Genomic DNA, 13,496 nt, shown 5'->3' with positions numbered 1-13,496 from the left:
GTTTACGCGGGCTCCTGCTGGCTGATGCAGTGGAACGAACCACCGCCCGTGAGGATCGCGGTGGACGGCAGGCCGATGACCTCGCGCTCGGGGAACAGGCCGCTGATCACTTCGACCGCGAAGGCGCCCGACTCCTCGGCGTAGATCGGCACGATCACCGCCTCGTTGGCGATCAGGAAGTTCATGTGCGAGGCCGGGATCGGCTCGCCGTCCTCGTCGAGGATCTTGCCCGGCGAGGGGATGCGCACGACCTGCAGCGGCGAGCCACGGCTGTCGGTCATGCCGGCCAGCAGGCGGGCGGTGTCGGCATAGACCTCGGCGTTGGGGTCGTCGGCCCCGAAGGCCATCGGGCAGGCCACCACGCCCGGCGCGACGAAGCGGGCCAGGTTGTCGACATGGCCGTCGGTGTGGTCGTTCAGCAGGCCGTCACCCAGCCACAGCACCTTCTTGGCGCCCAGGGCCTTGGCGAGGGCCGCCGAGGCCTTGGCCTCGTCCCAGTCGCCGTTGCGGTTCTCGTTGAGCAGGCACTGGCGCGTGGTCAGGATGGTGCCCAGGCCGTCGTGGTCCAGGGCGCCGCCCTCCAGCACGAAGCCGTTGCGGGCCAGGGCCACGCCGGACGCCGCCGCGATCTGCTCGGCGACGATGTCGTCGCCCTCCAGGTCGTACTTGCCGCCCCAGCCGTTGAACTCGAAGCCGGCCGCCGAGGCGCCGTTCGGGGTCTCCACGAAGATCGGCCCGGTGTCGCGCAGCCAGATGTCGCCGAACTGACCGCGGACGATCTCGACGCTGGTGTCGCCCAGCAGGGCTTTGGCGGCGGCCTCGGCCTCGTCGCCGACCACCATCAGGCGCACGCGCTCGGCCCCGGGGCCGGCCAGGGCGCGGGCCAGGTCGGCCACTTCCTTCTGGGCGACCTCGAGGTCTTCCTGCCAGAGCTCGGCGTGGCTGGGAAAGCCCACCCACATCGCGCGGTGCGGCGCCCACTCGGCGGGAACGGTCGGGGTCATGGTTCTTAAAAGCCTGATCAAAAACGGACGGCGCAGATGGCCCCTGGAGGACCGGGGGTCAAGCATCGGTTCTAGCAAATGCGTACGACAAAAGAAAAAGGGCGGCCCTTGCGGGGCCGCCCTTCCTTCCAACGCCAGTCTGGACTGGGTTTAGAAGCTGTACTTCAGGCCGAACTTCACCTGCCACAGCGAACGGTTCGGAGCATCCGAGTTCGAGATGGTCTTCTGGTTCGTCTGGTAGTTGGTGCCCGAGTAGACGTACTTGTTGCCGACGATCGAGGTCGAGACGACCGGCGAGGTGTACGGGAAGTCGACTTGCTCGACCACGCCCCACTTGTCGTTGAGCATGTTGCCGAAGTTGATGATGTCGACATAGGCCTGGAGCTTGGCGGCGTTCGGGAAGAAGGCCGGCAGTTCCTGGGTGAAGCGCAGGTCGACGCGGGTGACGTCGCGCGACTTGAAGCCGTTACGCGGCGAGATCTTGCCGGCGTACTTGATCAGGCCCGTCTGCTTGAGGAAGTCGTTGAACTTCACCAGGTCCACGGCCGACAGGTCGACCTTGGAGTCGCTGGTCGCCGTCACGTTGCCCGACGAGTCGGTGGCCGGGACGTAGAACAGCTGACGGCCGCTGGCGGCGTCGCCGAAGGTGTTCAGGCTGTTGATCGCCGTCGTCGAGGACGTCAGGAACGTATAGCTGAACGGCAGGCCGGCGCGGCGTTCCATGAACACGTTGAAGCCGGTGTTGTTGTCGCCGAAGAAGGCGTGCTTCCAGCTCAGGCGACCCTTGTATGAGTACTTGATCTGGTAGTTCGAGGTGGCCAGCGCCGGGTTGTTCAGGTCGTAGGTCGCCACCTGGCCGAAGTTCGACGAAGCGGTCGAGCTGGTGCCCGAATTGACGTCCTTGGCGCGAACCCAGGTCGCCGAACCGCTGGCGTCGATGCCGAACGGGAAGCTCTTGGACAGGCTGATGGCCGCCGACTTCTGGTAGCCCTTCTTGGTGTTGGTCAGGACGTAGTCGGCGCCCGTGTCGGTGCCCGAACCGGCGACCAGCAGACCGCGTTCGGCCTGGCGGTTGTAGATCGGACGGCCGTCAGGCGCGAAGGCGACCGGGGTCAGGCCAGCGCGGTAATCCTTCCAGAGGATGGCGTTGTTGACGTCCGAGTAGATGGCGTCGACGCCCAGGCGGTAGCCGTCGCCCAAGATGCCCAGGTCCAGATCGGCGCCGAACGACAGCGTGGTCTTCCAGGTGGAGATCGGCTTGAAGTTCGGGTCCAGGGCGTTGACGTTGGCCGAGCGCTGGATGTTGACGATCGAGGCCTTGGTCGGGTCGAGGAGGTTCTCGACGGTCGACGGAATGTCGAAGCCCGAGGTGATCGAGTCCAGGACGACCGCGTCGGTGGTGCCGTTGGCCGCGCCGCAGCTGGTGCTGGTCGAGCCGCGGGTACAGGACACGGTCGCGCCCAGGACGCCGGTGTTCGAGTAGCTGTTGGACAGCCACACGGTCGACGAACCGCCCGAGAACAGGCCGAAGCCGCCGTTCAGGTTGACGCGGCTGACGTGCATCGCGTCGAATTCCGGTGTCCAGTTGAAGCTGACGCGCGGCAGGACGATGTTGCGGCCGTCCAGGTTCTCGCTGTTGGAGAACTTGTAGCGGTTGATGAAGTTCTGGTTGGCGAGCGGCTTATCGTTCTGGGTGTAGTACTGGTAGCGGAAGCCGGCCGCGATCGTCAGATCGGGCGTCACGCGCAGCGAGTCTTCGAAGTAGAGGTTGGTCGACTTGAAGTCGAACGCAGCCGCCAGGTCCTTCTCGTTGCGCACGCCGTCGCCGTTGGCGTCGACGATGGCGCCTTGGTAGGTCAGCGAGAAGATCGTCTTGCTGGCCAGGTCGGCGATCGAGTTGAAGGCGAAGGTGCCTTCGGTGTTCTGGCCGAACAGGTTGTAGACGCTGATGTCTTCGCGCTCGGCGCCGGCGATGAACGAGTTCTGACCCAGTTCGTAGAACACGCGGCCGCGATAGGTCTTGACCGTGTTGCTCAGCGAGTTGGCGTGACGCGAGGTGTCCGGACCGGCCAGGATGCGGGTCGCGGTGCCGGCGACGCCCGGGACGGCGCCGATGCCGAACTGGCCGAATTCGCAGGTCTCGTCACCCGCCGCCGAACCGTCGCCGGCGCAGCCGCCGAGCGGATCCTGGATGGTGTTGACTTCCTTCTTGGAGACCACCAGCTCGGTGCGCAGGTTGTCGGTCCACTGCGAGTTCAGCTGACCGGTGTAGACGCGCAGGTGGTCGCCCTTGGTGTAGTAGCCGCCGTACATCTGCAGCTGGGTGGTCGAGCTGCGGTTGCCTTCGATCTGGCGAGTGCCGTCGGTGTCCTGGATCGTGACCGCCAGACGATGCTTGTCGGTGATGTTCCAGTCGAACTTGGCGAGCTTCTTGACGTCCTCTTCCGGCAGGCTGCTCAGGTTGAGGATCGAGTTGTTCTTCTCGAAGTCATAGCCCCAGGTGGTGGCCAGGATGTCCTGGACCTGGGTCAGCTGGGCCGAGGTGATGTAGGTGCCCAGGGTCGGGTTGCCGGCGATGACCGGACGGCCCGAACCGATCGGACCCGATTGCACGGGACGGTCGGCTTCGAAGTTCTCGTACGACAGGAAGAAGAACAGCTTGTCCTTCCAGAGCGGGCCGCCGAGGGTCGCGCCGTAGGACTTTTCCTTGAAGTCGTTGGTGACCTTCGTGCCGCGCACGCTGTCGCCGATGTACTTGTCGTTCGAGTACTCGCCGAAGGCGGTGCCGTGGAACGTGTTCGTGCCCGACTTGGTCACGGCGTTCAGGTTGGCGCCCTGGAAGTCGTTATAGATGACCGAGAACGGAGCCAGGTTGACCGACAGGGCCTGAACGGCGTCGGTCGAGATCGGGCCGCGCTGGGTCGGGTAGCCGTTGTTGTTCAGACCGAAGTCGTCGTTCTGCTTAACGCCGTCGATGGTCAGGCTGTTGAACTTGCTGCTGGTGCCCGCGGCGATCACGGCGTCCAGGTTGGTCGGGTCCAGCGTGATGAACGGGTTCAGGCGCGCCGCGTCCTTCAGGTCGCGCTTCAGCGACGGCAGGGCGTCCAGGTCGGCGCGGGTGAAGCGGGTGGTCGGGCCGTTGTTCTTGGTCTTGTCGACCGAGCCGGCGGTGACCACGACTTCCGAAACGGCTTGGGCGTTGACTTCGACGTCGACGCCGACCGGGTCGCCAACGCCGACCGAGGCGATCTCGACCGTCATCGGGGCTTGGCCCGGCGCAGCTACGGCGATGGCGTACGGACCGCCAACGCGCAGGCCGCGCGCCAGATAGATGCCGTCCGAACCGGTCAGCGTCGTCGCGACCGTGCCGGTGGGCTTGTGGGTGATGGTGACGGTGGCGCCGGCGACAGGAACGCCGTTGTCCGTGACCTGACCGCGGATCGCGGAGGTCGTTTCCTGCGCGTAGACCGCGCTGGTGGCGGCCATGGCCAGCACCGTCAGGGCCGCCCCGCCGGCAAGCCTTTTCATCGAAATCATTGCAATCCCCTCATTCTTGGCACGCTCTCGACGCACAAGAGACACATCGCACCACAAGTTTTGCCGATCCTTAGCGATTCATTTCGAAGGTTTGGTGACGGAAAGGCCACGATCGCCCCGAAACCGTCACAAATGAGATCGCCTGCGGAAGAATTAGTCAGTTTTCCCTTACTTGGATAAGGAGGGGGCCATGACATCCTCCCGCGAAATCGCCGCCTCTCCTGGCCGCGCCTGGCGCCTGACCCTGGGTCTGATCGGCGTGCTGACGATCCTTCGGCTGGTCGCCCTGTTCGCCACGCCGTTCGAGCTTTATCCGGACGAAGCCCAGTACTGGCTGTGGTCGCGCGAGCTGGCGTTCGGCTATTTCTCCAAGCCGCCGATGATCGCCTGGCTGATCTGGGCGACCACCGGGATCGGCGGCGACGCCGAGCCTTGGGTGCGGCTGGCCGCGCCGCTGCTGCACGCCTGCACCGCCCTGGTGATCTGCCGCATCGCCCGGCGGCTCTATGACGAATGGACGGGTCTCGCCGCCGCGGCCTTCTACGCCCTGATGCCGGGCATCCAGCTGTCGTCGGGCGTGATCACCACCGACGCGCCTCTGCTGTTCTTCCTGTCCCTGACGATCTGGGCCTATGTCGAGCTGCCCTTGGCCGAAGTCCGCCGGAAGCTGCCGCTGGCCGCCGGCCTGGGCGCGGCCCTGGGCCTGGCCTTCCTGTCGAAATACGCCGCCGTCTACGTGCTGGCCGGTCTGGCCGCCCACCTGGCCGCCTCGAAGGAGGCCCGCCAGGTCTGGACGATCCCGATGGCCGCCGCCGCCCTGGCCGCCCTGGCATTGGTCTTTACGCCCAACCTAGTCTGGAACCTGACCCACCATTTCGCGACGCTGGAGCACACGGCCTCGAACGCCAACTGGAACGCCAAGTCGCTGTTCAACATCCGTGAACTGATCGAATTCATCGGCTCGCAGTTCGGCGTCTTCGGCCCCGTGCCGTTCGCGGTCCTGCTGGGCGGAACCATCGGCCTTGGCCTGCGCCGCAGGCTGGAGCCGGCCGACAAGCTGATGCTGTGCCTGGTCCTGCCGCCGCTGCTGACCGTGGGCGCCCAGGCCTTCGTCTCGCGCGCCAACGCCAACTGGGCCGGCGTGGCCTATATCGCCGGCTCGATCCTGGCGGCGGCCTGGCTGTTGCGCTGGAACGCCCGCCGCTGGCTGATCGCCGGGGTCGCGATCCAGGCGGTTTTCTGCGCGGTGTTCATGGTGATCATGATCAAGCCCCGCGTCGGCGACAGCCTGGGCGCGGCCAACAGCTTCAAGCGCGTGCGCGGCTGGGAGCAGAGCGTCCAGGCCATCGTCGAGCGCGCTCGCGAGGAGCAGGCCCATGGCGGCCTCACCGCCGTGGCCATGGACGACCGCTTCGTGTTCAACGCCACCGCCTATTACGGCCGCGACTATTTCGGCAAGCCGGGCGCGCCGCCGCTGAAGATGTGGGTGCACGAGGCCCGGCCGCAGAACCAGGCCGAGACCGAGGCGCCGCTGAACGCCGCCTTCGGCCGCCGGGCCCTGATCGCCAGCTTCGAGGGCGGCTACCGGCCCGAGATCGAGCAGGACTTCGCGAAAAGCTCGGGCCTGCAGATCGTCCGCATCGGCCTGGACCGCAAGCACACCCGCCGCACCGACCTCTTCGTGGCCGAGGGCTTCCAGCCGCTGCCGCGGGATCCGGTGACGGGGCTGCCGCCGGAGCCTAAGCGAGCGGCGCACTAGCCCCCTCCGGGCCGCTTCGCGCCCCTCCTCCCCCATAGGGGGAAGAAGAGCCGCGCCGACCTTCTCTTCCCCCTATGGGGGAGGAGCGCGTCAGCGCGGAGGGGGCAACTCCGCCAAGCTAGACCGCCACCTCGAACGCGGCCTCGGTCTTGGCCTTGACCTCATCCACGGTCACGCCGGGCGCCAGCTCGATCAGCTTCACCGGCGTCTTGCCGCGATTGATCTCGAACACGCCCAGCTCGGTGATCAGCAGATCCACCACGCCCGCGCCGGTCAGCGGCAGCGAGCAGCGCTTGAGCAGCTTGGGCGCGCCGGACTTCTCGCAGTGGTCCATGACCACCACCACGCGCTTGACGCCGGCGACCAGGTCCATGGCCCCGCCCATGCCTTTGACCATCTTGCCAGGCACCATCCAGTTGGCCAGGTCTCCGTTCTCCGCCACCTGCATGCCGCCCAGGATCGACAGGGCGATGTGCCCGCCGCGGATCATCGCGAAGCTGTCGGCCGACGAGAAGTACGAGCTCGAATCCAGCTCGGTGATCGTCTGCTTGCCGGCGTTGATCAGGTCGGCGTCCTCTTCGCCCTCATAGGGGAAGGGACCCATGCCCAGCATGCCGTTCTCGCTCTGCAGCGTCACCGACATGCCCTCGGGAATGTGGTTGGCCACCAGGGTCGGGATGCCGATGCCCAGGTTCACATAGAAGCCGTCGCGCAGCTCCTTGGCCGCGCGGGCGGCGACGTCGTCGCGGGTCCAGGCCATCAGACGGTCTCCCCAGCGGTTTCCTGGCCGGCTTTTTCTTCCCTCGGTCGGGTGGTGACCCGCTCGATGCGCTTTTCGAATTTCGCGCCCTTCAACACGCGGTCGACATAGATGCCGGGCGTGTGGATGTTGTCCTTGTCGAGCGCGCCGATGGCGACGATCTCCTCGACCTCGACGACCGTGACCTTGCCGGCCGTGGCCATCATCGGATTGAAGTTCCGGGCCGTCTTTCGATAGATCAGGTTGCCCTCGGCGTCGGCCTTCCAGGCCTTGACGATGGCCAGGTCCGCGACCAGACCGCGCTCCATCACATAGAGCTCGCCGTCGAAGTCGCGCACTTCCTTGCCCTCGGCTACCAGGGTGCCGACGCCGGTGCGCGTGAAGAAGGCCGGGATGCCCGCCCCGCCGGCGCGGATGCGTTCGGCCAGGGTTCCCTGCGGATTGAACTCCAACTCGAGCTCGCCGCTGAGGTAGAGCTGTTCGAACAGCTTGTTCTCCCCCACATAGGACGAGACCATCTTCTTGATTTGCCGGTTCTCCAGCAGGATGCCCAAGCCGAAACCGTCGACGCCGCAATTGTTGGAGACGACCGTGAGGTCCTTGACGCCCGTCTCGCGGATCGCCGCGATCAGGTTTTCCGGAATGCCGCAGAGACCAAAGCCCCCCGCCATGATGGTCATGCCGTCGAACAACAGCCCCGACAGGGCCGAGGCGGCGTCCTTGCTTATCTTGTCGACCATGGGTCCTCCGTGTCCGGTATCTGGCGTCCCGGTGTTCGGCGAAGGGTTTCGCCCGGGCGCTGAGGAAATTCAACCTTTGATGAATAAATTTTCGACCCTCGGAGAGTCCGCGTGACACCTGACGCTAACACCGGCTCCGCGACGCCCGCCACCTCCGGGGTGCTGCTGGTCCTGGCCCATCCGGCGCTTGAACGGTCTCGCGCCAATCGGACCCTGGCCAAGGCGGCCAAGAGCCTTTCGTGCGTCACTTTCCGCGACCTCTACGAGACCTATCCGGACTTCGCGATCGACATCGAGGCCGAGCAGGCCTCGCTGGTCGCCCACGACGTCATCGCCCTGCAGTTCCCGCTCTACTGGTACTCGACCCCGGCCCTGATGAAGGAGTGGCTGGACCTGGTCTGGCTGCACGGCTTCGCCTACGGCCATGACGGGGTCGCCCTGCAGGGCAAGCGCCTGTTCGTGGCCTGCACCACCGGGGCCAGCGCCAAGGCCTATCACTCGCACGGCTACAATCGCTTCAGCATGGACGAGTTCCTGCGCCCGCTGGAGCAGACCGCCCATCTGTGCGGCATGGTCTGGGAGACGCCGTTCGTGGTCCACGGCGCAGCCGTGAAGGACGACATCGCCCTGAAGGCCGAGGCCGAGCGCTACAAGGCGCGGGTCATGTCTCTGCTGCCCGCCAAGACGGAGGTCTGATCGATGGAATCCTTCCTCACCCAGACCCTCTGCTATCTCGGCGCGGCCGTGATCTCGGTGCCGATCGCCAAGCGCCTGGGACTGGGCTCGGTGCTCGGCTACCTGATCGCCGGCGTTCTGATCGGCCCCCACGCCCTGTCGCTGATCGGCGCCCAGGCCGACGTGATGAAGTTCGCCGAGTTCGGCGTCGTCATCCTGCTGTTCCTGATCGGGCTGGAGGTCCAGCCCTCGACCCTGTGGGACATGCGCAAGGCGATCTTCGGCTTCGGCGGCGCGCAGGTGGTCGGCACGACGGTGGCCATCGCCGGCGCCGCGATGCTGCTGGACCTGCCCTGGCAGACGGCCCTGGCCGTCGGCATGGTCCTGGCCATGTCTTCGACGGCCATCGTGCTGCAGACCCTCGACGAGAAGGGCCTGCGGCAAGGCCCCGTCGGCCGCGCCGCGTTCGGCATCCTGCTGCTGCAGGACCTGGCGGTGATCCCGATGTTCGCCCTGCTGCCGCTGCTGGCCACCGTCGCCCCGCCGGCCCACGCCGCGGCGGCCGGTCACGGCGTTAGCCTGGTCGCTCACCTGCCGATCTGGGCCCAGGGCCTTTCGGTGTTCGGAGCCGTGGCGGCCGTGGTCGGCGGCGGCCGCTATCTGGTGCGCCCCCTCTTCCGCTTCATCGCCAAGGCCCGCCTGCGCGAGATCTTCACCGCCTCGGCCCTGCTGATCGTGGTGGCGGTGGCCAGCCTGATGCAGATGGTCGGCCTGTCGCCCGCCCTCGGGGCCTTCCTGGCCGGGGTCGTGCTGGCCGAAAGCGAGTTCCGCCGCGAGCTGGAAACGGACATCGAGCCCTTCCGCGGCCTCTTGCTGGGCCTCTTCTTCATCACCGTCGGCGCCGGCGTCGACCTGCCCCTGATCGCCAGCCAGCCCTTGACCCTGATCGGGTTGGTGCTGGGCCTGATGATCCTGAAATTCCTCGTGCTGCTGGGCCTGGCCCGCCTGTTCGGCGCGCCCCTGCGCGGGGCCGCCGCCGTGGCCACGGCCCTGGCCCAGGGCGGCGAATTCGCCTTCGTGCTGCTGACCTTCACGGTTGGGGCCGGCGTGATCGGGGCCACCCTGGCGGCCCTGCTGACCGCCGCCGTCGCGGTGTCGATGGCCCTGACGCCGCTGGCCATGATCCTCTACGAGCGGGTCGCGGCCCTGATGGACGCGGCCATCCCCGACAAGGTCCCCGACACCGGCGACTTCGAGGACGGCGAGCCCGACATCATCATCGCCGGCTTCGGCCGCTTCGGTCAGATCACCGGCCGCCTGCTGACCGCCAACGGCTTCCGCTCGACGGTGCTGGACAGCGACATCGAGCAGATCGACCTGCTGCGCCGCTTCGGCCGCCGGGTGCACTATGGCGACGCCACGCGGATGGACCTGCTGCGCGCCGCCGGCATCGAGCGGGCCCGGATGCTGATCGTCGCCCTGGACGACCGGGAAAAGACCGTCGAGCTGGTCGAGACCGCCCGCAAGGCCTTCCCGGACCTGGTGATCCTAGCCCGGGCCTGGGACCGCCGCCACGCCTACGACCTGCTGGCCAACGGCGCCGACGCGGTCGAGCGCGAGACCTTCGAGGCGGCCCTGTCGCTGGGCACCACCGCCCTGCAGAAGCTGGGCTTCCGCGCCCACCGCGCGCACCGGGCCGGCGCGATCTTCCGCCGCCACGACCTGCACAGCTTCGAGGAGCTGCGGCCGATGTGGGGGCAGGAGGAGGCCTATATCCTGGCCTCGCGCGACGCGGCCAAGACCATGGACCGCCTGCTGGCCGCCGACCTTCAGCGCATGCGCCCCGGCGACGGCGGCGGGGCCTGGGACACCGCCAGCCTGGAGCAGGAACTGCGCGAACGCGCCGAGCGCGAGGGAGCGGACTAGAGCGCGGTCTGCAATCAGCCGGAACGCATTTCACGCCCCGCCGAGCTCAACCCATAAATCCCGTCATTCCGGGCCTTGTGCCCGGAATGACGGTGCTGGTTGGACAGCGCAGAGATCTTGGATCAGCTGAAAGCTGATCCGCACTAGCCCTCGAGTGTCGCGGTCTGGCCTGCCGTATCGCTCGCCGACGGCAGGGCCGCGCGGATCGCCGCCAGGCTCTCGACAAAGGGCGTGATCAGGCAACCGGTGACGGTGTGCGGGGCCTCCGCCACCGCGCCGAAGGTCAGGCCGGGCGGCGGCGTCTCGCCGGGCGTGTGGAGCGTGCCGAACACCCGGTCCCACAGCGTCAGGCAGCTGCCCAGGTTGCGGCCGAAATGCTCGGGATTGGCCGAGTGGTGGATCTGATGGTGGGCCGGGCTGATGATCCAGCGGCCCAGCGGCCCGCTAAAGGTCATCCACACGTGCGAGTGCTGCAGGTGAATCACCGCGAACACGAAGACGATCAGGATGGCGTTCTGGCCGAACACCAGCAGTTCGTGCGCCCCGGGACCGAACAGATAGGCGCCGAGACCGCCGGTCGCGCCGACGGTCAGCGCCACGATGTTGTGGAACTTCAGGCTCTCCATCGGATGCACCCGAAACACCGTCAGCGGCGTCATCACCTCGGCGGTGTGGTGCACCTTGTGAAAGGCCCACAGGGCCGGGACCTTGTGGCTGAGATAGTGGTCGATCCAGTAGCCCAGCTCATAGGCCAGATAGGCCGCGACCGTGCCGATCGGCAGGACAACCCACGCCGGCGTCCCGCGAAGGGGCGAAGCGCCCAGGAGGTCGGTCAGTCCGCCCGCGACGGCGCGACTGATCCAGGCGGCGGAGAACAGCGCCCCGGCCAGCAGCACGCCGGCCACCCAGATGTTGAACAGGAAGAAGCCGAAGTCGGCGCGGCTGGAGGGGCTGAGCCACAGCGACCGCGGGAACAGCGTCCGGCGCAGCAGCTTCAGGCTCCAACCCCGCCCCTTGGCAAGTCTGCGGCCCACGATCTGGCCCGCCGCGATCAGCAGGGCGACCGTCAGCGAGGCCAGCGAAAAGGTCGAGCCCAGCCCCAGCAGGGACTGGGTCAGCGGATGGACGAGCCGCGCCGCGATCGCCGTCAGGTCGGAAAGGTGGATCGCGTCCATGGCCGTGACGATCGTCGCCCCACTCGAGAACCGAGGAGGGCGACCTTATCGACCGGCCGTGAATCCGCGTTTAACCGCGGGACCTACTGGGTGACGGGACGCAGGATGATCTCGACCCGGCGGTTCTGCGAGCGGCCCTCGGCGGTGTTGTTGTCGGCGATCGGCTGGCGCTCGCCCATGCCGGCCACGAAGATGCGGTCCTGCAGCACCCGGCCCGGACCGGTCAGGTAGCCGGCCACGGCGCTGGCGCGACGCTCCGACAGGGTCTGGTTGTAGGCGTCCGGACCGCTCGAGTCGGCGTGGCCGACCACGTCGATGGTGGTCTGCGGATAGGCGTTCAGCGTGCGGGCCACGTCGTCGAGCACGCGGGTGAACTGCGGCTGCACGTCGGACTTGTCGACCGCGAAGGTCACGTCGCTGGGCATGACCAGCACGATCTGGTCGCCGTTGCGGCGGATCATGACCCCCGAGCCTTCCAGCGAGCGGCGGAAGTCGGCCTGCTGGCGGTCCATGTAGTTGCCGACCGCGCCGCCGGCCAGCGCGCCGATGCCCGCCCCGATCAGCGCGTTCTTGCGGCCCTGTTCGCCCTTGTTGGTGTTGGTCAGATAACCCAGCACCGCGCCGACGCCCGCGCCGCTCAGGGCGCCCGTGGCGGTGTTGTTGCGGACCGGCATGCCCGTATAGGGGTCGGTGGTGGTGCAAGCGGTGAGAGCGGCGGCGCCCATCAAGAGAGCTGCGATCGCGGTCTTCTTCATCATGGCCGTCGTCTTTCGTATTTTCGGGCGTATGGTCACGCCAGGATCATCGACAGGGCAAACGCCCGCTCAATGGTCAAGTTCCATCGCGCGACATGACCCCGGCATGAACGGGTCTTCGCTCGGCTCCCATCCCGGTGTAGTAAGTCTCGACTTACTAATTTTGAAGGCATCCGCTCCCGTGTCCACGTCCGCGATCGAACCGGTCTCTTTCACGCTGTACAGCAAGGATTTCGCCGGCTTCGCCCAGGCGCTCGGCGCCTCGTTCGAGCGCTACGGCTTCGCCGTCCTGTCGGAATACGACCTGCCGCAGGACCGCATCGACGCGGCCATCGCCGACACCAAGGCCTTCTTCGCCCTGCCGGTCGAGACCAAGAAGCAATATGCCGGCGTCAAGGGCGGCGCGCGCGGCTATATCCCGTTCGGCGTCGAGACCGCCAAGGGCGCGACCCACCACGACCTGAAGGAATTCTGGCACATGGGCCGCGACCTGCCGCCCGGCCACCGCTTCCGCGCCACCATGGCCGACAATGTCTGGCCGGCCGAGATCCCGGCCTTCAAGCATGACGTGTCGTGGCTCTACAACGCACTCGACGCCATGGGCGGCAAGGTGCTGGAGGCCATCGCCACCTACCTGAAGCTGGACCGCGACTTCTTCAAGCCGACCATCGAGAACGGCAACAGCGTGCTGCGCCTGCTGCACTATCCGCCGATCCCGATCGACGCCACGGGCGTCCGCGCCGGCGCCCACGGCGACATCAACACCATCACCCTGCTGCTCGGCGCCGAAGAAGGCGGCCTGGAGCTGCTGGACAAGAACGGCGACTGGCTGCCGATCAACCCGCCGCCGGGCTGCATCGTCGTCAACATCGGCGACATGCTGGAGCGCCTGACCAACCACGTCCTGCCCTCGACCCAGCACCGGGTGGTCAATCCGCCGCCGGAACGCCGGGGCGTGGCCCGCTATTCGACGCCGTTCTTCCTGCACTTCGCGTCGGACTACGAGATCAAGACCCTGCCGGGCTGCGTGACGCCGGAGAACCCGGACCGCTATCCGGAGTCGATCACCGCCGACGAGTTCCTCCAGCAGCGCCTGCGCGAGATCAAGCTGGCCTAACGGCCGGCGCGCCGCCTGAAAGATCGAAGGCCCCGCCGATCGCCGGCG

At 67.2% G+C, this 13,496-nt stretch carries 10 protein-coding genes; 4 read left to right on the top strand and 6 right to left on the bottom strand.

From position 1 onward, the window contains the following. Positions 1-2 precede the first annotated feature (2 nt). Together AC1RUS_RS19290 and AC1RUS_RS19285 are read right to left on the bottom strand one after the other, a co-directional pair. Positions 3-1,004 carry an agmatine deiminase family protein gene (locus AC1RUS_RS19290; protein WP_492918201.1) on the bottom strand — a complete coding sequence of 334 codons (1,002 nt, stop codon included), beginning with the start codon at positions 1,002-1,004 and terminating at the stop codon, positions 3-5. A gap of 150 nt (positions 1,005-1,154) precedes the next feature. Next, positions 1,155-4,541: a TonB-dependent receptor gene (locus AC1RUS_RS19285; protein ID WP_492918200.1), complete on the bottom strand. Its 3,387-nt coding sequence runs from the start codon at positions 4,539-4,541 to the stop codon at positions 1,155-1,157. 190 nt (positions 4,542-4,731) lie between these two features. Here AC1RUS_RS19285 and AC1RUS_RS19280 point away from each other — a divergent pair, with 190 nt between their 5' ends. Further along, on the top strand, positions 4,732-6,300 hold the full coding sequence (locus tag AC1RUS_RS19280) for an ArnT family glycosyltransferase (protein WP_492918199.1): 1,569 nt from the start codon (positions 4,732-4,734) through the stop codon (positions 6,298-6,300). Between the two features lie 118 nt (positions 6,301-6,418). Here the strand turns inward: AC1RUS_RS19280 and AC1RUS_RS19275 are convergent, their stop codons facing one another. Together AC1RUS_RS19275 and AC1RUS_RS19270 are read right to left on the bottom strand one after the other, a co-directional pair. Beyond that, positions 6,419-7,060 carry a 3-oxoacid CoA-transferase subunit B gene (locus AC1RUS_RS19275; protein ID WP_492918198.1) on the bottom strand — a complete coding sequence of 214 codons (642 nt, stop codon included), beginning with the start codon at positions 7,058-7,060 and terminating at the stop codon, positions 6,419-6,421. After that, complete coding sequence (locus AC1RUS_RS19270) at positions 7,060-7,800, bottom strand: CoA transferase subunit A (protein ID WP_492918197.1); 741 nt, start codon at positions 7,798-7,800, stop codon at positions 7,060-7,062. The genes AC1RUS_RS19275 and AC1RUS_RS19270 overlap by 1 nt, the downstream gene beginning before the upstream one ends. 111 nt (positions 7,801-7,911) lie before the next feature. On the opposite strand from AC1RUS_RS19270, the gene kefF reads away from it, so the two are divergent. Together kefF and AC1RUS_RS19260 are read left to right on the top strand one after the other, a co-directional pair. Next, positions 7,912-8,496 carry a glutathione-regulated potassium-efflux system oxidoreductase KefF gene (gene kefF, locus AC1RUS_RS19265; protein ID WP_492918196.1) on the top strand — a complete coding sequence of 195 codons (585 nt, stop codon included), beginning with the start codon at positions 7,912-7,914 and terminating at the stop codon, positions 8,494-8,496. A gap of 3 nt (positions 8,497-8,499) precedes the next feature. Next, a complete protein-coding gene (locus tag AC1RUS_RS19260) occupies positions 8,500-10,401 on the top strand; it encodes a monovalent cation:proton antiporter-2 (CPA2) family protein (protein ID WP_492918195.1) in 1,902 nt (633 codons plus the stop codon). 143 nt (positions 10,402-10,544) lie between these two features. On the opposite strand, the gene AC1RUS_RS19255 is transcribed toward AC1RUS_RS19260, so the two are convergent. After that, positions 10,545-11,576, bottom strand: coding sequence for a sterol desaturase family protein (locus AC1RUS_RS19255; protein WP_492918194.1), 1,032 nt, complete (start codon positions 11,574-11,576; stop codon positions 10,545-10,547). Between the two features lie 83 nt (positions 11,577-11,659). Next, positions 11,660-12,334, bottom strand: a complete 675-nt coding sequence (locus tag AC1RUS_RS19250) for a YiaD family glycine zipper/OmpA-like lipoprotein (protein ID WP_492918193.1) — start codon at positions 12,332-12,334, stop codon at positions 11,660-11,662. A gap of 178 nt (positions 12,335-12,512) precedes the next feature. Here AC1RUS_RS19250 and AC1RUS_RS19245 point away from each other — a divergent pair, with 178 nt between their 5' ends. Beyond that, complete coding sequence (locus AC1RUS_RS19245; RefSeq protein ID WP_492918192.1) at positions 12,513-13,448, top strand: isopenicillin N synthase family dioxygenase; 936 nt, start codon at positions 12,513-12,515, stop codon at positions 13,446-13,448. Positions 13,449-13,496 lie beyond the last annotated feature (48 nt).

Source organism: Caulobacter sp. GW821-FHT10F06, assembly GCF_058809215.1.
The sequence above is the reverse complement of the archived record's forward strand: the minus strand, read 5'-3'. Positions and strand labels throughout refer to the sequence as shown.

What these genes read in the sequence shown, in the direction of transcription:
- AC1RUS_RS19275 (WP_492918198.1), bottom strand. Translation starts at nt 7,060, where the DNA reads ATGGCCTGGACCCGCGACGACGTCGCCGCCCGCGCGGCCAAGGAGCTG.
- AC1RUS_RS19255 (WP_492918194.1), bottom strand. Translation starts at nt 11,576, where the DNA reads ATGGACGCGATCCACCTTTCCGACCTGACGGCGATCGCGGCGCGGCTC.
- AC1RUS_RS19260 (WP_492918195.1), top strand. Translation starts at nt 8,500, where the DNA reads ATGGAATCCTTCCTCACCCAGACCCTCTGCTATCTCGGCGCGGCCGTG.
- AC1RUS_RS19250 (WP_492918193.1), bottom strand. Translation starts at nt 12,334, where the DNA reads ATGATGAAGAAGACCGCGATCGCAGCTCTCTTGATGGGCGCCGCCGCT.
- AC1RUS_RS19285 (WP_492918200.1), bottom strand. Translation starts at nt 4,541, where the DNA reads ATGATTTCGATGAAAAGGCTTGCCGGCGGGGCGGCCCTGACGGTGCTG.
- AC1RUS_RS19270 (WP_492918197.1), bottom strand. Translation starts at nt 7,800, where the DNA reads ATGGTCGACAAGATAAGCAAGGACGCCGCCTCGGCCCTGTCGGGGCTG.
- AC1RUS_RS19280 (WP_492918199.1), top strand. Translation starts at nt 4,732, where the DNA reads ATGACATCCTCCCGCGAAATCGCCGCCTCTCCTGGCCGCGCCTGGCGC.
- AC1RUS_RS19290 (WP_492918201.1), bottom strand. Translation starts at nt 1,004, where the DNA reads ATGACCCCGACCGTTCCCGCCGAGTGGGCGCCGCACCGCGCGATGTGG.